Source organism: Alcaligenes sp. MMA, from assembly GCF_020907215.1.
Lineage (GTDB): Bacteria > Pseudomonadota > Gammaproteobacteria > Burkholderiales > Burkholderiaceae_B > Alcaligenes > Alcaligenes aquatilis.
The window spans coordinates 34,801-58,698 of the sequence record NZ_JAJJPP010000001.1; the positions used below are offsets into that span (position 1 = coordinate 34,801).

Below are 23,898 nucleotides of genomic sequence, written 5' to 3' on the forward strand. Positions count from 1 at the left end.
GCGATGGCAAACAGTGGGGTTTTTTATTGGAGCTCAGCTTTATAGTCAGTCCGGCTGGTCTCGCGGAGGCTGCAGGATTCTGAATAGCTCCAGCATCAGATCTGACTGGGTAATCATGCCCACCAGTTCTTTGTGTTCATTGACCACCGGCATGTGACGATGGCGGCCCTGGCTGAACAAGGGAATCAGCTCGGCCACAGACCAGTTTGCATTGGCGGTGACGGCAGGCGAGGTCATGACTTCGGCCACCGTGGGAGCCGATTGCTGGCGGGGGCTTAAAAAGCGCTTGAGTCGCTGGCGCAGATTATCAGGTTGATCCAGTCCGGCGCGCTGCAAGAAGTCCGACAAGGCCAAAATACCAATCACATGTTTGTCTTGATCCAGCACTGGCAGGGCCTTGATCTTGCGCTCGCGCATCATGTCCCAGGCTTGTTGCAAGGGCGTGCTGACCTGGCAGGACAGGGGGGCATCATTCATCAAGGTCGCGCAGCGTCGTGTGCCCAGATTGCGTCGGAAGGCCGACTGGTGAACGTAGCTGACCAACTTTTCCAGATCATCCTGGCTGATGTTCAGCGTCTGGTTGTAGTGGCTTAGTGCAGCATCGTAATCCTGGTCCGTAAAGCGTGACAGTGTGCTTGTCGCACGAGTGGTGGGCTTAGGGACGGGGGGATAGGTAACCCCGGTCAGGCGGTTGTACAGCATGCCCAGGCAAATCAGCACGCAAGAGTCAAACAGGACCGGAAACAGCGCAAAGTCGTAATTGTGAATCCCGTTCAGGGCGGGGAAAACCGCCATTGCCACGCTAGGCGGGTGCACACAGCGCAGCGCCAGCATGATGGGCATGGCCACACACACGGCCATGGTAATGGCGGCAATTGGGTGAGGTAGCAAAATGGCGCAACTAATCCCTGTCAAAGCACCGACCAGATTGCCCAGCAACACATTCCAGGGCTGGGCCAACGGGCTGGTTGGCACCAGAAAAATCAGCAAGGCACTGGCCGCCAGGGAGGCTACCAGCCAGTGGTGCGTGTGGGCAAAATCCGACAGGTACAGGCTCAGAGAGGAAACAATCAGTACGCTAAGCGTGGCGCCTAGCGTGGCACGCAGCATTTCAGGGCGTGCAATGGCCAGCGACTTGGGGCGCAGGCTGTCAAACCAGTGACGAAATAAAGCAGACATACCCACCAGGGGGAAGAAGAAAGACAGCTTTAAATCATACTGCTAACTCTTCACTTCAGGGCTGAGCCCCTTGCTGAATACCGGCAATGACGGCGGGGCCCTTACGCTCGGTGGCGATTTGTTGGGGCACGGCATCGACCGTAATCACAATATGCTCGCGCTGCAGCGAATCCAGCAGCACGCCTGGTGCCAGCTCCTGACCAGGGCGGTAGGCGCGCACCGCCTGTTGATTAATGCTAAGTAAGGCGGCCCCACCCTGACCACTCACAATCATGCCGTGCAAACGCAGCTCGGGCATGGCGGTGCTGCCTCCAAACCACTGCGCAATTTGTTGCGTGCTGATCTGTTCGCGGTGGTCCTGCTCCAGCACAGGCGCAATCGTTCCTTCCGAGGGTAGGAATAGATGGATCAGCAGGTTGATCAAGGCCAGAGCAATACCGGCCTGACACAAACGCAGCCAAAGATGTGACGGAAATATGGCGGAAATAATACCCATTTAGACTGCATCGAATAGTGCATTGGCAGACAGCCCGTATGGCTGTCTTAAGGGCTCTTAGTGTGCGTGTGCTGCATGAAGCCCGTATGACAAGAGCTTGGGTTTTTTGGGTGGCTTATTTCCTTCATGTCTCGATCTACTTTATCTCGCAGTCCGGCGCGTCGTTTGGCCGGATCGGTTCAGTCCCGCGCTCAACAAGGTTTTTCTCTGATTGAGGTCATGGTGGTGGTGGTCATCATGGGCATTATGGCGGCCTTGGTTGTCCCCAGCCTGATGGACCGGCCCGATCAGGCACGTGCCGTCGCGGCCCGTCAGGATATTGCCGCGCTGACACAGGCCTTGAAGCTGTATCGCCTGGATAACGGCCGTTACCCCAGTACGGCTCAAGGTTTGGCGGCGCTGCACCAGCGCCCCGCTCAGCCTCCCGAGCCACGCAACTGGCGCCCTTATATGGACCGTCTGCCTAACGACCCTTGGGGCAATCCGTACCAGTATCTGCAACCCGGCGTGCATGGCGAGATCGATGTGTTCTCGCTGGGGGCGGATGGTCAGGCTGGCGGGGCGGGTAGTGATGCCGATATCGGCAATTGGGACTGATGTGGCACAGCGGGGCTTTTCCTTGATCGAGACCCTGGTGGTCTTGTTGATCGTGGGTATTGTCAGCAGCGCAGGTTTAAGCGTGCTGGTACTGGACCGGGATCAGGGGATACAGCGGGAAGCCCGTCAACTGGCCCTGCGTCTGGCGCAGTTGCAAAGCTATGTGCGCGAAAGTGGCCGCAGCGTCGCCTGGAATGCGGATCAGCAGGGCTATCGTTTCAGCCTGATTCCGGACGCTACCGATGGCTCCAGCCCCACTGTGGGCTGGCTGCGCGATCAGGCTCGTTTTGCCCAATTGTTTCCCCAGCGATCCTGGACGCTGGAATCAGTGCGTGTGCGCCTGGAGCCAGCCGGGCCCTGGGTTTTTGTGAATGAATGGTTGTCCGCGCCGCGTCTGCTGGAGCTGGATGATGGCCACGAGGTACTGCATCTTCGCAGCGACCCGACAGGCCGTTTTGATGTGCAGTCATGACAGAGCGTGGCATGAGTTTGATTGAGGTGTTGATTGCGCTGGCCATCGTATCGGTGGCCCTGACCGCCGGATTGCGTGCGCTGGGCCTGAGTGCTTCTGGCAGCCAGGCCATGCATGAGCGCAGCCTGGCTCTGCTGGCCGTTGACGGTGTGGTGGCCGAGATGCGTCTGCGCCGCCTGTTTCCCGATCCGGGTGAAACCGTGGTGCCTTGCCGCCAAGGTTCCTTGAATTTGCAGTGCAAGCAGACCGTGCAAGCCACGGCCAATCGCTTCTTTCGTCAGGTAACGGTACAGGCTGCCTTGCCCCAAGGCCCCGTGCTGGCCGAGCTGCACGCGACCTTGGCGTCCTTGCCATGACAGATACTGGCCAGGAAGGCTTTACGTTGGTTGAAATGCTGGTGGCCTTGACCATCATGGCCTTGATCAGCCTGATGTCCTGGCGAGGCCTGGATGCGGTCTTGCATGCGGATGAGCAACTTGGTCAGCAGGCACGTCAGACCCAGGCCTTGTTCAATGTCTTGGCTCAAATGGGACGGGATCTGGAGCTGCATCTGCCCCCCGTGCCAGGCCCCGTGGACCCGACCGGGGCGATGGCAGTACTGCCCGCCAGTATTCGCTGGCAAGCCCAGGGTGAAGGCCCGGCCATCCTGATGATTGAACGTCGTAGCGATGCTGGCGCGGGAACCCAGCAGATTCAATGGCGTTTGCAGCAGGGTGTGTTGCAGCGGGCCATTGCCCAGGCAGGAACGGTGTATCCCTTGCCCGAGCTGGGGCCTTTGCAAGCTGTGCTGGAGCAGGTCACTGCCTGGAATTTGCGTATCTGGATTCCGGCACGTGGCTGGCAAAGCTGGCCGTGGCCCGAGCAGGCTGGAGCAGCGGCGACTGGCATAGAGCTGACGGTGCAGTTGGAAGGGCAGGAGCATCCATACCGCAAAGTGGTGATGCTGCTATGAAGCGCAGATCCCAACAAGGCATGGCGGTGATCAATGCGCTGGTGGTCGTGATGGCAGTGTCCATTGCCACTATGGGCATTGTGCAGCGTCAAAGTGCACTGGCAACGCAACTGGCCAGCGAGCGTGACTACATGCAGGCCAACTGGCTGCTGCGTGGTGCGCTGGATTGGGCCGTGCTGGTCTTGCGTTTGGACTCGCAGCGTTCGGCTGTGACGCATAAAGGCGGCTTGTGGGCCCAGGCTCTGAGTGAGTTGAAGATAGAGACTCCCGACAAGACCCGTGCGGCTTACTTCTCTGGCTATATCCAGGACGAGCAGGGCAAATTCAATCTGGCTTTATTGCTGAGCGATGGCCGGATCCAGGCCCGCTACGTGCAGGCATTGGAACAGTTGTTGGGCAGCGTGCAGCAGGAACCCTCGTTGGCTTTGGAGTTGGCCCAGCGGCTGCAACGGGCTCAGGCTGGACAAGCGCCCTGGCCCTCCCATTTGCAGGACTTTTTCCCCAATGCGGTGCAACAGGCCAAGCAACTGGAGCCTTATCTCAGCTACCTGCCGCAAGCCAAATCCTTGAATGTGAATACTGCCAGTGCCCAGGTGCTGGCTGCGGTGCAGCCTTCCGTCAGTCTGGTTGAGTGGCGTGGCCTGTTGGCGCAGCGCGACCGGGGCCAGTGGTTCCGGGATCAGGCCGATGTCCAAGCCCGCTTGCAACGTCAGGAGGCGTTGGAGGGGCAAACGCTGACCGTGCGCAGTGAGTGGTTTTTATTAAGTGGTCAGTTACGACTTGACCATAGCCGGGTAGCGACCCAGGCCCTGATTAACAGGGCTGCGGACCGCAGCCGGATTGTCTGGATTCGTTGAAGTGATGAGCAAAGTGCTGCGTATTTATTTGGACTCCCCACCTAGGCTGGATCAGCCGGTGGACTTTGTGCTGCGCGACAAGCGTGCCAAGGTATTGCGCCGTGGCCGGGCAGCGATTCAGGAGTTCAAAGCCCTGGCCCGATCGTTGGAGCTGGTTTTACCGGCCGGGATGGCAACGGTGACTGAGGCGCGTATTCCTTCAGTCAGTGCGTCGCGGCGGCAGGCCGTGGCCTGCAGTGCGGTCGAGCCTTTGTGTTTGAGCCCTATTGAACAGGTGTGGGTGGCCTGCTCGGCACCGGGGCCTGCCGGTATGAGTCAATTAGTCTGGACGGAGCGCCAGCCCTTGCTGGCCTTGGGAGAGCAAGCGCGCCAGGCCGGAGTCCCTCTCAGTGGAGTCTATGCCTGGTCCGAGGGGCATGAGCAAGACAGGCAGGGCCAAGGTCAAATGCTGACAGTACCCGCTTGCTCCTTGTTGATGCCGGAGATGGCCGCCAGTGGCGGCGGGAACAGCGTGCTGCGCCAAAGTCTGTGGTGGACTCTGGCCGCCGTATTGAGCTGGACCTTGGTCTTGCAGCAGCAGGCGCAGTCCTTGCGCTCCCAGATGAAACAGGTACAGACCCAGATGGAGCAGGCTGTTCGACAAGCCTTGCCGCATTTGCCTGTCATTGTTGCGCCCTTGACGCAGGCCAGACAGCATCGTGACGGCTTGCTGGCCGATAAAAGTCCGGCCTCGGCGCCTTTTGATCGGTTGTTGATGGCCAGTGCTGTGCAATGGCCTGCCTTGCAAGGACAGGTGCGTGCATTGAATTTCAAGGACCAACAGTTGCTTTTGACACTGGCCAGCGATTTGCCTGCACCGCCTTTGCCTGCTGAATCGGAGCTGGAGTGGAAACAGGGCGAGTCGGCCCGCCAGTGGGAGATCGGTTTGAACAAAGCAGCGCAAGCGTCCAGCCAGCAAGGGGGGCAGCAATGAGCAAATTTTCCGCCTTTCAGCCTGTACTGCTGACTGTCCATAACAAGCTTGCCATTGCCCGACAGTACTGGCGAGCCTTGAGCCGTCGGGATCAGTTGGCCTTGTCGGTATTGGGGGCTGTGCTGCTTGTGATGCTTCTGTGGTTGTTGCTGTTACGTCCCGCTGTTCGTGATCTGGCCTTGGCAAAACAAGAGCTGCCGCGCCTGCAGTATGAGATGGCGCAACTGCAAACTGTGTTGTCGCAAATTCAGGTCCTGGATAAAGAGCTGGTCGCGCCGGTTGACGCGCAAGGACAAGACAAAGCCTTGCAGCGCAGCTTGCAGACTTTGGGCACCCAATGTCAGACAGAGGCGTCGCTGGCCGAGCAGCGTGTTCTGGTCTGCCAGGCCGTGGCCGCTCCTGCCTTGATGGATTGGTTGATGCACGCCCCTCGTGTGCTGGGCTTTGCCGTGCAAGAAGTCAGCCTGAGTCGCTCGGTGGTGGATAGCCGCGAACGTGCAGGTTTGTTGGATGGCCGTATTGTGTTGGGTGCAGGAGAGCCTGCATGAAGAAACTGACCAAAATCATGGCCTGGACCTTGTTGGCGGTGTGTCTGCTGCTGGCCGCCGTGCCCTTTTTGCCTGCCCGCATGATGTTGATCTGGCAGCCGGAGCAATTGCCGCTACGACTGGAAACGGCTCACGGCAATCTGGCTTCCGGGCAAGGTCTGCTGGTGGTGGGGTCGGGTTTGTTGGCTCGCACTGTTCCCGGCCCTGTCAGTTGGCGTTGGCGTTTGACGCCCTGGCCGCAAATGGAAGTAAGCCATGCGTGGCTGGACCAGCCTGTGCGCTTGCAAGCCAGCCTGCAAGGCTGGCGCATTTCTGGCCAAAACCTAACGGTTCCCGCTGCGCTTTTAGGGCGTTTGCATCCCTTGTTGCAGACCGTACAACCGCAAGGGCAGTTGCAGTTGCGCTGGCCCAGTCAGGCGCTGGCCGCTGAAAGTGGACCTTTGCTGGAGCTGGATTGGCGCAATGCGCGCTCGGCTTTGGCGGCCCAAGCCGAGCTGGGTGATTACCAATTGGCTGTCAGCCGCAAGGGCCAGGGTGTGCAGCTAAGCCTGCGAACCCTGGCGGGGGATCTGACTTTGGCAGGTCAGGGTCAGTGGGGGGCGGCAGGCGGGCTGTTTGAAGGACGTGCCCAAGCCAAGCAGGCCGACGATCAACGATTCAAAGAGTTACTAGAGGCCTTGGGGCCTCAGCGTCAGGGTGTGACCCAATGGCGAATAGCCACAACGACTAGCAAGCAGGAATAACCATATTTTGACTATGAGTACCTTGACCAAACGACTTCCTGGGCTGCGCCCTCGCTTCTTTTTAAGTCTGGGGGCCGCCGTCCTATTAAGCGCCTGTGCCAGCACAGGTCAGAAACCTGAGCCCGGCCCGGATCCTTCTTCGTTTTTTGCTTCGGTAGGCAAGACGCCTGTACGCAGTACCCAGGCTGATCCGCGCTTTACCAATGACAATACGCCTTCTGCTGCCGTGACGCGTCGGGTTCCGCAGCGAGTCGGGGGCCGGGCCGCTCCGATCGACCTGCCCGACCCGGCCGAGTTTCCGCAAGGCAACGACATTACCTTGAATTTTGTAGATGCTGAGCTGGACGGGGTGGTGGCCGCCTTGGCGCGCTTTACCGGCCAGAACTTTATTGTGGACCCGCGTGTAAAAGGGCAACTGACCTTGGTGTCCGAGGTGCCGGTCGACGCCCGCACTGCCTACGAGATGTTGCTGTCAGCCTTGCGGATGCAAGGGTTTGCTGTATTGCGCAATGGCAAGGTCAGCCGAGTAGTGCCCGAAACCGAGGCGCGTCAACAGGGCGGTGCCGTGCGTGCCGCAGGTGCCGGGGCCAGCGGCAGTGGCGAGCTGGAAACCCGTGTGTTCACCTTGCGTTATGAAAATGCCACGGCCCTGGTTCCCGTGTTGCGGCCCATGATTTCGCCCAACAATCCTATCAATGCTTACCCCTCCAATAACACCCTGGTTGTGACTGACTATGGTGATAATCTGGATCGCATTGCCCAGGTGATCGCCGGGATAGATACCCCTGCCGGTTTGAATACGGACATCATCCCGATTGATTACGGGGTGGCGCTGGATGTGGCGGCCTTGGCATCCCAAATGCTGGATACTCCGGGAAATGATGTGGCGCAACGCATCACGGTGGTGGCCGATCCGCGCAGCAATTCCGTGTTGGTGCGGGCAGGCAGTCCGGCTCGGCTGGATTTGGCGCGGGATTTGATACGCCGTATCGACAGCCCGGAAAGCAATAAGGGCAATTTGCATGTGGTCTATTTGCGTAATGCCCAGGCCGTACAGTTGGCTGAAGTGTTGCGGGCTGCTTTGACCGGGCAATCCGGCTCAGGTAGTGCGGCAACGGGTGGACAGCAACAGAGCAATAGTCTGGCTCCTGCTGGCAATGCCTCCAGCACCACGGGCGCGGCCAAGGCAATGGAAACGTCGGCAACAGCAGGTCAGTCCCAAGGCGAGATGGGCTTGAGTGCCGCTAATAATGCCAGTGGCACCGTGGCCTTTAGCGCCGGTGGGGCGACTGTTCAAGCCGACCCGTCTACCAATACCTTGATTATCTCGGCCCCCGATCCGGTCTACCGCAGCTTGCGTGAAGTGATCGACCAACTGGATCAACGTCGCGCTCAGGTGTTGGTCGAAAGTTTGATCGTGGAGGTGAATGCAGAAAATGCGGCCGAGTTCGGCATTCAGTGGATGACGGGCGGCGGCAATATTTCGGACGGCGGCTCGGGCTTTGTGGGCGGTGCCAATCTGGGCGGCAGCGGTATCACCAAGGCTGGGGCAACGACGCTTGATTCCTTGGCGGCTGGTTTGAGCCTGGGTGTGGTGAAAGGCACGGTGAACGTGCTGGGTCAGCAGATTGTCAATCTAGGTGTACTGGCGCGAGCGCTGGAGCGCCAGGGGGGCACCAATATTCTGTCTACTCCTAACTTGATGACGCTGGACAATGAAGAAGCCAGCATCATGGTGGGCCGTACTGTTCCCTTTGTGACGGGCCAATACACCACCACGGGCGACGGGGCCAGCAATCCGTTCCAGACGATTCAGCGTGAAGACGTGGGGCTGACCTTGAAAGTGCGCCCGCAGATCTCGGAAGGGGGCACCGTCAAGATGGCGCTCTATCAGGAAGTCAGCAGTATCGATACAGCCATGTCGGTATCGGCCAACTCGCCCGTCACACGCAAACGTGCGCTGAGCACGAATGTGCTGGTGGATGATGGCCAGATCATTGTGCTGGGTGGCTTGCTGGAAGACTCGATTGAGGACGGTACACAATCGGTGCCTTTGCTGGGAGATATTCCGCTGGTAGGCAGCCTTTTCAAGTACGAGAAACGCAAGCGCACAAAAACCAATTTGATGGTGTTCTTGCGTCCGCATATCGTGCGTAACGCGCAGGACAGCCAGAGTCTGTCTTTGGACCGCTACAACTATATGCGTGCCGTGCAGACTGGACTGCCGGATCGTTCCACCTGGTTTCACCCTGATGCGGGACACATGGTCTTGCCACAGGCCGCCGGTTCGTCCGCTGCGGTAGACCTGCGAGAGACGCTATGACCCGCCTGCCTTACTCCTGGGCACGTCAGCACCGCGCGGTGCTGACGCAGCAGCAAGGTGTGGGCACGCTGGTGATTAGCGAGCGCACACCGGATTGGGCCTTGGTGGAGTTGCGGCGACGCTATCCCGAGCTGGACGAGCGGCAAATCCCAGATGCCGAACTGGATACCTTGATTGATGCCAGTTATGCACAGGGCGACGATGCTGCCAGCGTGGTGGATGCCGCTGCCAACGAGGTGGACCTGGATCGACTGATGCAGGAACTGCCCGCTGTCACCGATTTGCTGGAAAATCAGGACGATGCGCCGGTCATTCGCATGATCAATGCCTTGTTTACCCAGGCCGTGCGCGATGGCGCCAGTGATATTCACCTGGAGCCGTATGAAACCCACTCGGTCGTGCGCTATCGGGTGGATGGCCGTTTGCGAGATATCGTCAGCCCGCGCCGGGCCTTGCACGGAGCCTTGGTGTCCCGTATCAAGATCATGGCCAGCCTGGATATTGCCGAAAAGCGGCTCCCACAAGATGGCCGTATTGCCTTGAAAGTAGGAGGCAGGGCGCTGGACCTGCGTGTCTCGATTCTGCCTACCGGACATGGCGAACGCGCCGTGATGCGCCTGCTGGACAAGTCAGCCGGGCAACTGGAGCTAGAGCGTCTGGGCATGGCCCCGGATATTTTGGCTCAGCTCGATGAGCTGATTCATCAACCACACGGCATTGTGCTGGTCACCGGGCCTACCGGCAGCGGTAAAACCACGACTTTGTATGCCGCTTTGGGGCGCATTGATACGGCACGCAGCAATGTGCTGACCGTCGAAGATCCGATTGAGTATGACTTGCCTGGCGTCGGCCAGACGCAGGTCAACCCTCGTATTGAATTGAGTTTCGCGCGCGCCTTGCGCGCCATATTGCGACAAGACCCGGACATCATCATGATCGGAGAAATCCGGGATCTGGAAACCGCGCAGATTGCGGTGCAGGCTTCCCTGACTGGCCACTTGGTGCTGGCTACCTTGCACACCAATGATGCGGTGTCTGCGGCCACTCGCTTGGTGGATATGGGGGTGGAGCCTTTTTTGCTGGCCTCTACCTTGCGGGGTGTGCTGGCCCAGCGATTGATACGCAAACTGTGCCGACATTGCCGTCAACCTGCCGAGCAGGGGCAATACCGGGCTAGCCCTGAAGGTTGCCAACAGTGTGCCCATACGGGCTATCAGGGGCGTACTGGGATTCATGAGCTGTATCGCATCGATGAACGTGCCCAGCACTTGTTAAATGACGCCGGAGCCGAACCCGCCTTGCGTCAGGCCGCGCGTGAATCGGGCATGCGAAGCTTGCGTGAAGATGCTCAGCGGTGGGTGGAGCAGGGTGTCAGTACGCCTGAAGAAGTATTGCGCGTCACGCGCGAGTTATAGGCGGGCAGGACAGTATGGGGACCTATCACTATGAGGCCGTGGATCAGGCCGGTCGCAGCGAACGGGGGGTGCTGGAGGCCGAGAGCGAGCGTCTGGCGCGCCAGCAATTGCTGTCCCGAGGTCTGCTGACCGTTTCCCTGAAAGCGGGGCGCAGTCGTGCTGTGGCTCGTGCCCGCAGTGCGGGTTTGCGCCGCACCGAGCTATCCTGGCTGACTCGTCAGTTAGCCAGTCTGGTGGCGGCGGGCTTGTCGTTGGAGGCCAGCCTGGGAGTGGTGATTGAGCAGGCGACGCGTCGGCCTTTGGTGCAACTGCTGGCAGCCTTGCGTGCTGATATCCGAGCAGGACAAAGCCTGAGCGATGCCCTGGGCAATCACCCTCGTGACTTTCCTGAAATTTACCGAGCATTGGTGCGGGCAGGTGAGCAGTCCGGTGAACTGGAACAAGTGTTGGATCGTCTGGCCAGCTTTATCGAAGATAGCGGAGCCTTGCGCGGCAAGGTGCTGACAGCCTTTATTTATCCCGCCATCGTCAGCCTGATTTCTGTGGCGATGGTGGTGTTTTTGCTGAGCTATGTCGTCCCCCAGGTGGTGGGCGCATTTACCCAAGCCAAACAGCAATTGCCCATGCTCACGCGCGTGATGATCGGCGCCAGCGATCTGTTACGCGACTGGGGTGTGGTGCTGTTTGTGGTGTTACTACTGCTGGCTGTGCTGGCCGCTTTCCTGTTGCGACAACCGGCCTTGAAGCTGGCCTTTCATCGGCGGCTGTTAAGCGTGCCCGTTCTGGGGGGCTATTTGCTGGGTGTGGATACTGCTCGTTTTGCCGCCACGCTGGCGATTCTGGCTGGTAGCAATGTGGCTTTGCTGACCGCTCTGGAAGCGGCAGGACGTACGGTCTCGAATCTGGCCTTGCGCGATGCGGTGAATCAGGCCGCTATTCATGTGCGCGAGGGTCTGCCTTTGGCGACTGCCTTGCAACGCAGTGCCTTGTTCCCGCCATTATTGGTACAACTGATTGCCAGCGGTGAAAAAACTGGCGAACTGGCCCCTATGCTCGATCGTGCGGCCACGACCTTGTCGACTGAACTGGAGCGCAAGGCCCTGACCATGACCGCCTTGCTGGAACCCTTGATGATTTTGCTGATGGGGGGCTTGGTCTTGCTGATTGTGCTGGCCGTGATGCTGCCTATTATCGAGATGAATCAGCTGGTGCAGTAAAAGGTGGCAGTGTTTCTGCTTTTTTTCTATTTAGAGCATTGCCACCATATTGACCGCTGCCGGCAATGACAGTGGCCCTTTTGTTCCGGCGTTGTTTTAGCTATGAGGAGGACATGGCTTTGATGCGGCGGATAGTCCTGGGGTGGACGTCATATTTCTTTGCCACAATGTTCAGTGGAACATGATTTGTCAGCGCAATAAGGGCTTCTTGATGTTGAGCAGGCGATAGGGCAGGGCGTCTGCCTAGTGGTCTGCCATTGGCACGTGCCGCTGCCATTCCCGCGCGAGTGCGTTCGCTAATCAGAGATCGTTCAAATTCGGCCAGGGCGGCCATCATATGAAAAAGCAATCTGCCGCCTGACGTTGTGGTGTCTATATTTTCCGTCAGGGAAATGAAATGGATATTCTCTTTGCCCAAGCGATCAATGGTATCGACTAAATAACGCAATGACCTACCCAGTCTATCTAGACGCCAAACAATCAGCGTGTCGCCCGATTTCAATTTTTGCTGCAGATGATTCAGTCCTGGACGTGAGGCTTTAGCCCCGGATATTCCTCTATCCGTATAGATATGATCACAATTCACTTTTTTTAAAGCCGCGATCTGTAGGTCCAGGTTTTGATCCTGTGTTGAAACGCGTGCATATCCATATTTCTTACTCATAGTACCCATCTTTCTAGCGCAAAGCGCAGCCTCCCCCCCCACTCGAGTACATCTCAATGCAATCGATCTTAGTAAACCCAAGGATGGTCTAGTGGAATGTTGGCCACGCGATGTCAAGTTTTACTAACCGCATGCAAACCTGCTGCCACGTAAACGGCGATTGAGGTCGCTCGTACTGCAATAAAAACTATTACGTAATTTTTTATTAACGCTGTGTTTCAGATGCAGATACTGATTAAGTGTTAGCGGCTGGCACATGTGTGTCAACACGAAGTAGGTCTGGCCGATGCACTTTCTGAAGAACGTTGCAGCTAGCCATAGGCAAGAGTCAACAATGGTTAAGAAAAGGCGTAAATAGGCCTGTAATTTTGACAAGAAGCCTCCTTTTAGTCCCAACCGAATAGCGCATCGAAATGATCCTTTTCAGCGTAGTTTCCACGTACAAACGTGTCTATTTGTTATGGAAATGATGTTGACATAAAGGAGGCTTTTTGACCGTAGCCCGGTTGAAAGTAAAGCGCTGATTCAGGCTCAGCGTCCAGAGTGTCGGCCGGCGATGCGGGGCGCGTAATGGGCGTCCAGTCGGTAGAGTCTTTGTCTTGCTGGTTGCAGAAAGCGACTCCTTCGGGCAGCTATCTGTTGTTAGGGCTGCGCAGTGTGCAGTCTCTTGCGCAGGCGTACGGTGGGGGGGTGTTTCGGCAAGCTCTTTTGTCCGCCATTCAGAAGCGTCTGCGTCTTTGTGGCGTGGCGCGTAGCGATATGCTGGTACTGGACTGTGCGGTGCTGATCGGCTTGAGCGATTGCCGTTTGCACTCCCAGTTTGACAAGGATCTGTTTCTCGAACGATGCAAGGCTGCCCTGTGCTATGAGCCAGTCAGGTGTGGCACTGAGCGCATCCTTGTGAATGTGGTACTGGCTTGGGTGGAAGCATCCGTTGACCAGCCGGCTTACCCCCCTCATCTGCGTTCGCTGGCAAGCACGATTGCCTTTTCCGAGCTCAAGTCTCAGGACTGCGAGCAGACTCGACAAGATATGGCGCTGGCAACCCGTTTCTTTGCAGAGATGCAAGACGGCAAGATTGCCCTGTCCTTTCAACCCGTTGTCTTTGTCCAGGACCACGATCACGTTCTGTACTACGAAGTGCTGTTGCGCTGGGACGATGCCGGCACAGGCTTTCAGTCAGTCTCGTGCGCACCCGTTGTGCAGGCGATTGAGCGCTTGCATGTTACGGAACGCCTTGATGCCAGTGTGCTTTGGTCGGTGGTGCAGCTCCTGGAGCGTTATCCGGACATTCACCTGGCCTGCAATATTTCTCCCTTGTCCTTGCAGCTCGGGCCGTGGTGGCGACTATTGATTGCTGTGTTGGGCAATGCTCCGCAGTTAGCCAGTCGCCTGACTTTGGAAATCACGGAGACGGCCTGCGTCTTTGACCATGAGGCTGCCGCCAAGCTGCTTTGCACCTTGCGCGGGCTGGGCTGCAAGGTGGCCATTGATGATATCGGAGCTGGTTTCAACACCTTGGAGCTGGCCCGTCAGATCCGCCCTCACGTCATCAAGATTGATAAGACCCTGGTGCATCAAGCACGGCACAGGGACGGTATTGCCGCCCTGAACTCCTGGGTTCAGGCCTCTTGTGGCATCAGCCAATACGTCATCGCAGAAGGCATTGAGACGGAGCAGGATTTCCGGCTGAGTGTCGATGCCGGTGTGCATGCCGTCCAGGGCTACTTCATTACATCTCCTTGCGTTCAACCCCCATGGGAGGGGGCGGAACCTTTGTCCGTTCGAGACAGTTTCAACCCCACACACACCAACTTTGCACTCAACAGATATTCCTTAAAGGATCAGGAACAGAGATGAATCACGTCTATAAAACCATATGGAATGAGCAAACTGGAACATTTGTTGCCGTTTCAGAGAACAAGACAGCGAAAGGAAAGCGCAGCTCTTCTTGCGTAAAAGGGGGAAAGTGTTCGGCTTTGTCCGCTCGTATGGGATGGGCGGCTTGTTTGACAGTGGGCGCTTTGGCAGTGAGCAATGCCTGGGCTGCTGTCGAGATTCCTGGCGACGGCCAGAGCAACCTGATTAACTTTACCGCTCCAGGCGGCACCATCCAGTTTACTGGGGGAGGCAGCATTGTCGGGTTGAGCAGCCTGACGGTCTCCGGTGCCTTGAGTGCTGATCAGATTACGGTAGGTGGTGAGTCTGTGGTGACCATGGCGCAGTTAACGGCCACTGCTGCAGATGTGCAGACCAATACTGGCAAGATTGATGGGCTGGAAGCTCGGGTTGCTGGCAATGAGTCCACTCTTACGGATCATGGGACTCGTATTACGGACAATGAAACAGCTATTACGAGTCATGACACCCGAATCTCGGGCAATGAAACGGCCATTGCTGATCAGGGCAGCCGCATTGGAACGGCTGAAGCAGGACTGGTAACGATCAACAATCATCTGACCGCCTTGGGTGTGGATGATACCAATCCTGGCGTGAAGTATTTCCGCGCCAATTCAGAACAACCCGATTCCGAGGCAAACGGCGAAGAGTCGATTGCGATTGGCCCTGAATCCAAGGCTGAGGGTGATCGCAGTATGGCCGCAGGCCAGGGGGCGTTGGCCGATGCCGACAGTGCCATTGCGCTGGGTGATGGTGCCCGTGTCGCCAGTGCAGACAGCCAGCCCAAACCGGAGGCGGCCATAGCCATTGGCAAGGACAGTGTGAGCAGTGGTCTGGCCAGTGTTGCGGTGGGTCGTGAAGCAGCAGCAGGTGGACATAATGCGCTTGCTTTGGGTACGCAAGCACAGGCCAGTGGGGTTAACGGTATCGCTTTGGGGCTGGGCGCTCAGGCCGATGCAGAAAACAATATTTCCATCGGTGGTGACGCCGGCAAGGCCACGGGCAATCATCTGCCTGGAGACCGCTCTCACAATATTGCGATTGGTCAGGCTAGCGGTCAGAACGTCAAGGGCCAGTTCAATGCGGCAATTGGTGACAATGCCGGCAATGGCGTGGATGGCAATCAGAACGTCGCTATGGGGAAAGGGGCTGGTTCCAGTGTGACGGGCGATGACAACATTAGCCTGGGCACCAATGCTAATCAGGGGCGTACGTCAAATCGTGCCGTGGGTATCGGTGCCAACGCCAGTGCAGATACAGAGGGCATTGCCATTGGCTATAACGCGGTCGCCGGCAATACCGGTGTTGCCGTAGGTCGCCAGTCAATGGCATTGGGCACGGGTACAGCCATGGGTCCAAATGCATATGCAGACAGTGGTTTTGTCGCTTTAGGCCTGAACTCTCACTCGGTTCAAGGTGATGTTTCCGGTACAGGCCGATTTACCAATCGTGGATTCTCCGGTAGTGCGGTTTCTGTCGGTAGCAGTGAGTCAGGAAATGCATTCACGCGTCGTATTGTCAATGTGGAAGACGGAGCCAATGATACTGATGCGGTGAACGTGCGTCAGTTGCAGGCGGTTGTGGATCAAGCTGCCTTGGGTGGCCCCGTGGATTACGACCAGTTGGCTGAAAAAATTGGCGATGACTGGGGGCAGCAGATTGAAGACAGTAAAACACGTTATTTCAGTGTGAATGACGGTGGTGTGGATAAGGGCAACAAGAACAATAACGGGGCGGCCGCCACCGCGATTGACTCGATTGCCATTGGCCCAGATGCCACGACCAAGGAGCGGGACTCGGTTGCAATCGGGCACATGGCGGGAGCCGAGGGAGTGTCCGCTGTTGTGCTGGGGCACAACATCAAGGGACTGGGGTTGAACTCCACCACCATTGGTAACTCACAATCGGAGGCCCGAGATGAGGGCGGTGTGGCGATTGGAACGCACGTCGTTAGCCGTGACAAGAACTCCATCGTCATTGGTCGGGATTCTTATACAGATCGTCAGGCCAATGGTCCTTCGGTCGAGAACTCAATTGTGATTGGTACAGAGTCCAGCTCCACGGCAGTGGAAGGGATTGTGATTGGTAAAGGCTCGGTGGTGAATGCGGCTCGCGGTATTGCCCAGGGTAGCAATGCAACGGCAACAGCCAATGACGCCATGGCCTTTGGCACCCGGTCACGGGCGGCTGCCGGTGATTCCCAAGCCAGCGGTACGGATGCCGAAACCTTTGCGGCACGCGGTATTGCCATGGGAACTCGCGCTCGCTCAGGCCAAGCTAATCCTGATGTGGAAAACCAGGACAAGAACCGCGACTCCATTGCGCTGGGTACGGATTCTGTAGCCGAGTTCAACAGCAGCATCGCGGTCGGACGGGAAGCACAGGCAACGGCTGATTATGCACAGGCACAGGGCAAGGGCGCTCATGCCTTTGGCGAAGATTCGATTGCGCAGGGCCGTGATGCCTGGGCTATCGAACGACAGGCGATTGCGCTGGGCGCAGACTCTCGCAGCACGGCTGACCGTGCTGTCGCTATTGGACAGGGCGCACAGGCAGGCAATGCACGTTCGGTCGCACTGGGGGATGCTGCGGTGACTGCAGGCGCAGTTGGCACAAGCAATGCTTCATTAAATGGATTGAGCTATGGCAATTTTGCCGGTACGAATCCTGTTGGCACCGTCAGTGTGGGAACGGAGCAGGACAAGCGCACACTGACAAATGTGGCTGCTGGTCGGATCAACCCCGGCAGCACAGATGCGATCAATGGCAGCCAACTGTATGCTACGAACGCGGTGCTGGGCAATGTGGCCAACACCACGAAAAACATCTTGGGTGGCAATGCCGCGCTGGCTTCTGACGGCAGCCTGAGCATGAGCAATATCGGTGATACCGGCGAAAACACGGTGCACGATGCGATCAAATATGCTGCTCAAGGCTGGCATGTGAGTGCCAATGGTGCCGCTAGCGAGAACGTCAAGCCGGGCGGCTCGGTGGACTTCAGCAATGACGATGGCAACATCACCGTCACGCGTACCGGCACCGATCTGGCCTTCAACCTGGCGGATGATCTGACCGTAGGCAACAGCATTACCGTGGGCGATACCGTGATCAACGGTGATAGCGTCACTGTGGGCGATACGGTCGTCAATGGCGATAGCATCACCACCAATAACCTGACCGTTCAGGGTGAAACCCGTCTGGGTGACAACTTTGTCGTTAACAACGCGGGTGATGTCATTTACAAGGGCAGTGAAGTCGCTACCCAGAATGACGGCTTGAGCTTTGCAGGCAATACCGGTAGCACTATTGCCAAGACGCTGGGTGATAACACGCCATTGACCGTCTCCGGCGAACTGGCCGAGGGCGAAGCCTCTACCGGTGCGAACCTGCGCGTTGATAGCGATGGAAACAAGCTGAACTTGGTCATGGCTCAGAACCTGACGGATTTGAACAGCATCACCATCAACAATGGTGGTCCGGTGATCAACGGCGACGGCATCAATATGGGTGGCAAGAAGATCACCAATATGGATGCTGGCACGGATGACACCGATGCGGTGAATGTATCGCAGTTGAAAGAGGTCTCGGACGTTGCCAACGCAGGCTGGAACATCAGTGCCAATGGTGGTGCTGCCGAGAACGTCAAGCCAGGTGCTTCGGTGGACTTCAGCAATACGGACGGCAACATCAACATTTCGCGTGAAGGCACGGACCTGGCCTTGAACCTGAACAAGGACATTGATCTGGGTGCGGATGGCAGCCTGACGACAGGAAATACGGTCGTCAATAACGACGGTCTGACTGTGGATGATGGGGCCGGTAACAAAACCTCCACGACAGCGGCAGGTACCACGGTCAGCAATGCCGCCGGTGACACGACTACCGTAGGCGCAGGTTCGATCACGGTAGCAGATGCGGCCGGTAACAGCACGGCTATCGGCAGCACGCAGGTTGTGGTGGGCGGAGCAAACCCGGTCACGATCAATGGTGATACTGGCCGAATTGGTGGCCTGACCAATCTGACTTGGGATCCGGACAACTACACCAGCGGTCAGGCGGCTACTGAAGACCAGCTCAAGCAAGTCAATGACCTTGCCAGCGCTGGTTGGAATGTGACCGATGCGCAGGGTAATAGCGCCAATATTGGCCCGAACGGCCAGGTTGCGTTTGTCGGTGACAAGAATGTCACGGTCGAGCAGACCGGCACCGATGATTCCGGACAGCTTGAAGTCAAGCTGAACAAGGACATTGATCTGGGTGCAGATGGCAGCCTGAAGACCGGCGATACCGTCATTAACAACGCAGGGGTTGCGGTAGGAAACGACGTACACCTGGGTAACACCGGCTTGATCATCAACGATGGCCCGAGCATCACCCTGGCTGGCATCAATGCAGGTGATATGCGCATCACCAATGTGGCCGCCGGTCGCAATCCGACGGATGCCGTCAATTACGGCCAGCTCCAGCCTATCGAGTCCTTTATTGGTCTGGATGGAAACGGCTCGTTTGCTTACAACGGTGGCCAGCATTCCTCCTTGAAAGATGTTTTGGACAGCATGCACTGGAATGTTGAGGCACCGACGGATGGCAAGGAAGGCGGCAATACCGGTGGTTCCAATGGCAATGGCTCCGGCTCCACAGGCGGTGGCAATAATGGCTCCGGTGATGGCACGCCTATCCACAATGGCAACACGGTGGGCTTTGTTGAAGGTGACAACATCGTGATCTCCAAGACGGACCGGGTCAATGATGCAGGCCAGACCGTTGGCGCTGATATCAAGGTGTCGGTGTCCCAGGATCTGAAGGTCAACTCCATTACGGCGGTGACTGTTCAGGCCGATGAAATTCAGATCAATAACGGTGGCCCGATCATCAATGAGAACGGCATCAATATGTCCGGCAAGCACATTACCAATGTGGCGGCGGGTGTCAATGACACCGATGCGGTGAACGTGAGCCAGTTGAATCAGGTTGCGGGCAATCTGCAAGGCCAGATCAACAATATTCGTCACGATATCAATCGTCTGGATAACCGCTTGAGTGCAGGTGTGGCGGCTGCCATGGCAACAGCGTCACTGCCCCAGGCTTACTTGCCGGGCAAACACATGATGTCCATGGCTGGTGGTACCTGGCGTGGAGAGTCCGGTATGGCCATTGGTTTCTCCGGAATTACCGATAACGGCAAATGGGTCTACAAGCTCTCGGGCAACACCACCTCACGCGGTGATTATGGTGGTGCCGTGGGTATTGGTTATCAATGGTAAGTCGGCCCTGACTCTATGGTGCATCGGCGTATTGACGCCGATGCACAGCACACACTTTTGAAGGATTTCAGATCATGAAGAAAAATTGGTTTGGGGCTGCTTTGCTGGGCAGTCTGGTTCTTGCTGGATGCGGAACCTTGAGTCAGGTGGACTCGGAAGGTCATACAGAAAACCCGGTGTTTCCTGAAGTGGACAAAGCGACTTTTCACACGGGCTCTTACCCGAATATCGACAATCTGCGTCAGGTCCGGGAAGGCGTGACACGCGATCAGTTGTATGACTTGCTGGGTCGCCCGCACTTTGCCGAAGGTTTCAAGGTGCGGGAGTGGGATTACCTGTTCCACTTCAACACGGCACAGGGCATCAAGACGTGTCAGTTCAAGGTGCTGTTTGACCAGGACAAGCTGGGCCGCAGCTTTTACTGGAAGCCCAGTGAGTGTGCTTCTGTTCTGGATGCCACTCCAAAGACCGCGACAATTCAGCCTTTTTCGCTCTCCGGGGATGTGGCCTTTGCCTTTGGCAGTGCGACTTTGACCAGCGCGGGTATGAGCACGATTGGCGATATTGCCGGCCAGCTCAAGCAAATGTCCAACATTGAACGGGTGACGGTTTCCGGCCATACGGATCGGATCGGGAATGCGGCATCGAATCAGCGTTTGTCGCAGCAACGTGCCCAGACGGTACGACAGGCCTTGTCGGCGCAGGGTATACCAGCCGCCGCGATTGTGACGCAAGGCTTTGGCCAGGATCGTCCCCTTGTGCAGTGTGATCAACACAATCGCACTGAGTTGATCGCTTGCCTGGCGCCGAATCGTCGGGTTGATATTGAGGTTCAAGGCCAACGTTAAGTTGCATGCGGTAACCAGGCACGCACCCGGCTTGTCGGGCTGCGTGCCGTGATTGAGAAAATAATGAATATTCTGCACAAATTAGCGCTACTGGTTCTGGCGGGTGGCCTGGCTGCTTGTCAGCAAACGATGCCTCGCCAGGCTCCTGAACCTGTAGATCCGGCACCGCCTGTCATGCAAGGTTCAGCCTCGTCGGCCAAGGCCCCTGCGGTGGCAGCAACAGCCTCTCGCAATCAAGCGACAACAGTCATTACTCTGCATTTGGCGCAGGAGAAAGCGGAAGCGCCTTTGGTGGCTGTGGATGTGGGGGGAGCCTCTCTTTATGCGCTGCCCCAGCCCGTTTTGACGCAAGCCGATTTGCATCGCGTCACGCCTGTAACGACTCAGGATCAAGGTACGTTTTTGCTACTGGAGATGAACCAGAACGGCATCAACAAACTGCGCAGCGTCACGGCTCAGGCACGCGGCCACTATCTGCTGTTAAGTGTGCAGGGGCAGTTGGTAAGTGTGGCTCGTATCAGTGACACGATTTCCGACGGGCGTTTGCTGATCGGAACCCAGAACGCCCAGCATACACAGGCCATTATTAAATTGATGAAGGGTGGCCAGTGATAACAGGACTGCGTATCGCGCCCTATGTATGATTTTGATGTGGTTTTTCTCCTGATTGCACAGCCTGCATCATCGCGTGTGGGCGATATGCTGGCCCTGCATGATTATTTGGCCGGCTCCGGGGTGTGTACGACGGTAGCAACCAGTCCTACAGACCTTGCCATGTTTGGAAAGCGCTTGCGCATTCTGATTATTGACGGGGAGGGCGAGAGTGCGTTTGATGTGTACGCCGTTATTTCCGCGATGCGACAGTTGGACAATGTCGGCATTCTGTTTCTGGCCGATGAGTCCCCCTTATCCAGTGAGCGTGCCTTGTATGCAGGGGCCGATATCTGTATACCAGCCCGTACTGCTGACCGTGCTGTGTTGCACACGGTTGTAGAGCTGGCCAGTACCCAGAAACCGGTTTCCCTCAATGATGAAAGGGTGGTACTGAAAAGAAAGCGGCAACGTAGAAGGCATTACATTGGCTTGAGTCTTCGGTCACGCCACTCCCGTTAAGTCTGCTTGCAGTCGTTGGGCCTTGGCCTATATTTCACACTCATAACCATCAAAAAAAACCCCGATGCCAAGTACTGGCAGCGGGGTAAAAAGTGTGCGTGGTGCGCACGCACACATAGTCAGACAATAGAACGTTGGATTCAGAGTATTTAAGTCTTACAGGTAGGCGGGGATCCCCAGGGCTGGGTCGCTGACGCCATGTGCGCCAAACTCCACTCGACCTGCGAAGCGACGGTAGTAGCTTGGGTCGTTGCTGCTGCGGACCACGAAGTCGTACCAGTGGCCGCTGGACTTCAGGGCCCAGGACTGTTTGGACTGCTGGCCGGGTTCAACCGTCACTTCCCAAGGGCCGTCTTCGCGGTAGGCCATGGATTGGATGGTGAAGGTGCAGGCAGACTGGCCGCCGTTCATCATTTCCAGATAGACATCGCCTTTGGTGACTTCGTAGCAGACGCGAATTTCGGGGCGAGCGGCCTCGGACTGGCTCAGTACGCTGACATCGCCACGGAAGTGACGGTGAAAGCCGTTCGGGCCCAGTACCCACAGGTCGTAGTGACCCAGGTTATCGGCCTGAACGTCCCAGACATCGTCCAGCATCTGGTCGGGTTCGACCATGTAGCGGCGGGGAATGCGGTCCAGATTCAGCTTATCGTAGACATGGAAAACAGCAGCGGCTTTGCCTGTGTTGGAGAACAGCAGCTGTACGCCTTTTTCGCTATCGCAGCGGGCGCTGACGTGCAGTTCATAGGGCAGGGCACGCGACGGGCGCACACCGGTTTGCTGCACAGGAATGCGCTGATTGTCCAGGGGCTGAGGCACCTGAGCCAGGCGTTCCTGGGCGCGGCGGATGGCATCGGCCTCGTCACGGCTACGACGTCCGTTCAAGGTGGGCAGAGGTTCGTCGTTCGGGCTGGCGAAGTTAAAGGCACTGGTCAAGTCACCACATACTGCACGGCGATAGGGGCTGATATTGGGCTCCATCACGCCAAAGCGCTCTTCCATGAAGCGGATCACGGAGGTGTGGTCAAAGACTTGCGAATTTACCCAGCCACCACGGCTCCACGGAGAGATCACGTACATCGGAACGCGTACCCCGGGGCCAAATACCTTGCCGTCACGTGGAGGTTGACCCATCAAGCCTGTGGGGCTGGGGTAGTTGTAGTATTCAAAAGCAATCTGCTCATCGGTCAGGGTGGTTTTGCCCATAGGCTTGCCCGTGTCCGGATCAATGGATGGTGCCGAAGGGGACGGTACGTGGTCAAAAAAACCGTCGTTTTCATCAAAGTTGACCAGCAGAACGGTCTTGCTCCAGACCTCGGGGTTCGATGTCAGTGCATCGAGCAGTTCCTGCGTGTACCAAGCACCTTGCACCGGGCTGGATGGGCCAGGGTGTTCGGAGTAGGCGGCCGGTGCCACGACCCAGGAAATCTGGGGCAAATTCCCTTCTTCGACATCCTTGCGCAGTTGGCCGAAGAAACCACCGTCGGGCATCGTGTTGGCCACGCCCTTGTACAGGGGATTACCAATGTCATCCGACGGCTCGTAAGGGGTATTGTTTGGCTTGCCCGATTGTTCGTTGGCACGACGATATTGTTTGAAGCCTGCCAGCGAGTTGTCAGTAAAGTTGTCAGGCAGGTTTTGGTAGACCTTCCAACTGATACCGGCTTCTTCCAGACGCTCGGGATAAGTCTTCCACTCGTAGCCCAACGCCGAGGAACCCAGGCTGTCCCAGGCGTTGTTGACGGTACATTCACCCGTCCCGGTTGGGCCGTTAGTTCCCGTCCACATAAACATGCGGTTGGAGTTTGTACCGGTGTGCATGGAGCAGTGGTAGGCATCGCACAGGGTAAAGGCGTTGGCCATGGCGAACTGGAACGGCACCTCGGCTTCGCGGTAGTAGCCCATGGAGTGGGGGCGCTTGTACTTGGGCCAGAAAGCCATGCGGCCATGGTCCCAGGCTTGCTGCCCATCGACCCAGGCGTGGGGGGTGCCGTTGACCCGCTGAGCATTGCCCTTGGTGCTGTCCAAGTGGTAGGGCATGATGGTTTCGGTGGAGCTCAGGTTTTGCTGCCAGACATTGCGGCCATTCGGGAGCGGGATGGTGAAGCGGTCCCCGAAACCACGTACGCCTTTCATCGTGCCAAAGTAGTTGTCGAATGAGCGGTTCTCTTGCATCAGGACGACGATGTGTTCCACATCCTTGATGGTGCCCGTCTTGTTGTTGGCCGGAATGGCCAGCGCCTTGCGGATGCTGGGAGGGAAAGCGGCCAGGGAACCGGCAGCCAGGCTGGCACCGGTCATATTGCGTAGGAAATTGCGGCGTGAAGTCATTGTACTT

At 57.3% G+C, this 23,898-nt stretch carries 20 protein-coding genes and 1 pseudogene; 17 read left to right on the forward strand and 4 right to left on the reverse strand.

The features are described from left to right. Window positions 1-45 precede the first annotated feature (45 nt). Both LNA76_RS00190 and LNA76_RS00195 read right to left on the reverse strand, forming a co-directional pair. Window positions 46-1,179: an HPP family protein gene (locus LNA76_RS00190; protein WP_108727865.1), complete on the reverse strand. Its 1,134-nt coding sequence runs from the start codon at window positions 1,177-1,179 to the stop codon at window positions 46-48. Window positions 1,180-1,234: 55 nt separating this feature from the next. Continuing rightward, complete coding sequence (locus tag LNA76_RS00195; RefSeq protein WP_108727864.1) at window positions 1,235-1,675, reverse strand: hypothetical protein; 441 nt, start codon at window positions 1,673-1,675, stop codon at window positions 1,235-1,237. A gap of 126 nt (window positions 1,676-1,801) precedes the next feature. Here LNA76_RS00195 and gspG point away from each other — a divergent pair, with 126 nt between their 5' ends. From gspG to gspF, 11 genes are read left to right on the forward strand one after another with little or no spacing between them, the layout of a single operon-like run. Continuing rightward, window positions 1,802-2,272, forward strand: coding sequence for a type II secretion system major pseudopilin GspG (gene gspG, locus LNA76_RS00200; RefSeq protein WP_094198415.1), 471 nt, complete (start codon window positions 1,802-1,804; stop codon window positions 2,270-2,272). After that, entirely contained in the window at window positions 2,247-2,744 is a 498-nt protein-coding gene (locus LNA76_RS00205) for a type II secretion system protein (protein WP_230017572.1), read from the forward strand. The genes gspG and LNA76_RS00205 overlap by 26 nt, the downstream gene beginning before the upstream one ends. Then, window positions 2,741-3,100, forward strand: a complete 360-nt coding sequence (gene gspI / locus LNA76_RS00210; protein WP_094197504.1) for a type II secretion system minor pseudopilin GspI — start codon at window positions 2,741-2,743, stop codon at window positions 3,098-3,100. Before LNA76_RS00205 ends, gspI begins: the two co-directional genes overlap by 4 nt. Then, window positions 3,097-3,696: a PulJ/GspJ family protein gene (locus LNA76_RS00215; RefSeq protein ID WP_094197503.1), complete on the forward strand. Its 600-nt coding sequence runs from the start codon at window positions 3,097-3,099 to the stop codon at window positions 3,694-3,696. Before gspI ends, LNA76_RS00215 begins: the two co-directional genes overlap by 4 nt. Beyond that, a complete protein-coding gene (gene gspK, locus LNA76_RS00220) occupies window positions 3,693-4,553 on the forward strand; it encodes a type II secretion system minor pseudopilin GspK (protein WP_094197502.1) in 861 nt (286 codons plus the stop codon). The genes LNA76_RS00215 and gspK overlap by 4 nt, the downstream gene beginning before the upstream one ends. A gap of 4 nt (window positions 4,554-4,557) precedes the next feature. Beyond that, window positions 4,558-5,526 (forward strand): GspL/Epsl periplasmic domain-containing protein, encoded by a 969-nt coding sequence (locus tag LNA76_RS00225; protein WP_230017574.1) that lies wholly within the window; start codon window positions 4,558-4,560, stop codon window positions 5,524-5,526. Beyond that, the gene (gene gspM, locus LNA76_RS00230) at window positions 5,523-6,074 is read left to right on the forward strand and encodes a type II secretion system protein GspM (protein WP_230017576.1); all 552 of its coding nucleotides are present in this window, start codon (window positions 5,523-5,525) and stop codon (window positions 6,072-6,074) included. Before LNA76_RS00225 ends, gspM begins: the two co-directional genes overlap by 4 nt. Further along, window positions 6,071-6,817 (forward strand): type II secretion system protein N, encoded by a 747-nt coding sequence (gene gspN / locus LNA76_RS00235; protein ID WP_108727858.1) that lies wholly within the window; start codon window positions 6,071-6,073, stop codon window positions 6,815-6,817. The genes gspM and gspN overlap by 4 nt, the downstream gene beginning before the upstream one ends. A 13-nt stretch (window positions 6,818-6,830) precedes the next feature. After that, entirely contained in the window at window positions 6,831-9,140 is a 2,310-nt protein-coding gene (gene gspD / locus LNA76_RS00240) for a type II secretion system secretin GspD (protein ID WP_094197498.1), read from the forward strand. Continuing rightward, window positions 9,137-10,555: a type II secretion system ATPase GspE gene (gene gspE / locus LNA76_RS00245; protein ID WP_094197497.1), complete on the forward strand. Its 1,419-nt coding sequence runs from the start codon at window positions 9,137-9,139 to the stop codon at window positions 10,553-10,555. The genes gspD and gspE overlap by 4 nt, the downstream gene beginning before the upstream one ends. Before the next feature lie 14 nt (window positions 10,556-10,569). Continuing rightward, complete coding sequence (gene gspF, locus LNA76_RS00250; RefSeq protein ID WP_230017577.1) at window positions 10,570-11,772, forward strand: type II secretion system inner membrane protein GspF; 1,203 nt, start codon at window positions 10,570-10,572, stop codon at window positions 11,770-11,772. 100 nt (window positions 11,773-11,872) lie between these two features. Here gspF and LNA76_RS00255 read toward each other — a convergent pair whose 3' ends face one another. Continuing rightward, entirely contained in the window at window positions 11,873-12,436 is a 564-nt protein-coding gene (locus tag LNA76_RS00255; protein ID WP_094198414.1) for a recombinase family protein, read from the reverse strand. Between the two features lie 570 nt (window positions 12,437-13,006). On the opposite strand from LNA76_RS00255, the gene LNA76_RS00260 reads away from it, so the two are divergent. The 6 genes and pseudogenes from LNA76_RS00260 to LNA76_RS00280 all read left to right on the forward strand — a co-directional run bounded on the left by LNA76_RS00260 (window position 13,007) and on the right by LNA76_RS00280 (window position 21,560). Beyond that, a complete protein-coding gene (locus LNA76_RS00260; RefSeq protein WP_230017578.1) occupies window positions 13,007-14,296 on the forward strand; it encodes an EAL domain-containing protein in 1,290 nt (429 codons plus the stop codon). Continuing rightward, a pseudogene (locus LNA76_RS18020) lies at window positions 14,293-14,376 on the forward strand (ESPR domain-containing protein); the annotation flags it as partial. The gene LNA76_RS00260 and the pseudogene LNA76_RS18020, both read left to right, overlap by 4 nt. 39 nt (window positions 14,377-14,415) lie before the next feature. Then, window positions 14,416-19,599, forward strand: coding sequence for a YadA-like family protein (locus tag LNA76_RS00265; protein WP_230017579.1), 5,184 nt, complete (start codon window positions 14,416-14,418; stop codon window positions 19,597-19,599). Window positions 19,600-19,673: 74 nt separating this feature from the next. Further along, a complete protein-coding gene (locus LNA76_RS00270) occupies window positions 19,674-20,447 on the forward strand; it encodes an OmpA family protein (RefSeq protein ID WP_230017580.1) in 774 nt (257 codons plus the stop codon). Between the two features lie 63 nt (window positions 20,448-20,510). Next, on the forward strand, window positions 20,511-21,059 hold the full coding sequence (locus tag LNA76_RS00275; protein WP_230017582.1) for a hypothetical protein: 549 nt from the start codon (window positions 20,511-20,513) through the stop codon (window positions 21,057-21,059). A gap of 24 nt (window positions 21,060-21,083) precedes the next feature. After that, complete coding sequence (locus LNA76_RS00280; protein ID WP_094197491.1) at window positions 21,084-21,560, forward strand: hypothetical protein; 477 nt, start codon at window positions 21,084-21,086, stop codon at window positions 21,558-21,560. Window positions 21,561-21,716: 156 nt separating this feature from the next. Here the strand turns inward: LNA76_RS00280 and LNA76_RS00285 are convergent, their stop codons facing one another. Continuing rightward, window positions 21,717-23,891 carry a phosphocholine-specific phospholipase C gene (locus LNA76_RS00285; protein WP_230017583.1) on the reverse strand — a complete coding sequence of 725 codons (2,175 nt, stop codon included), beginning with the start codon at window positions 23,889-23,891 and terminating at the stop codon, window positions 21,717-21,719. Between the last annotated feature and the right edge of the window lie 7 nt (window positions 23,892-23,898).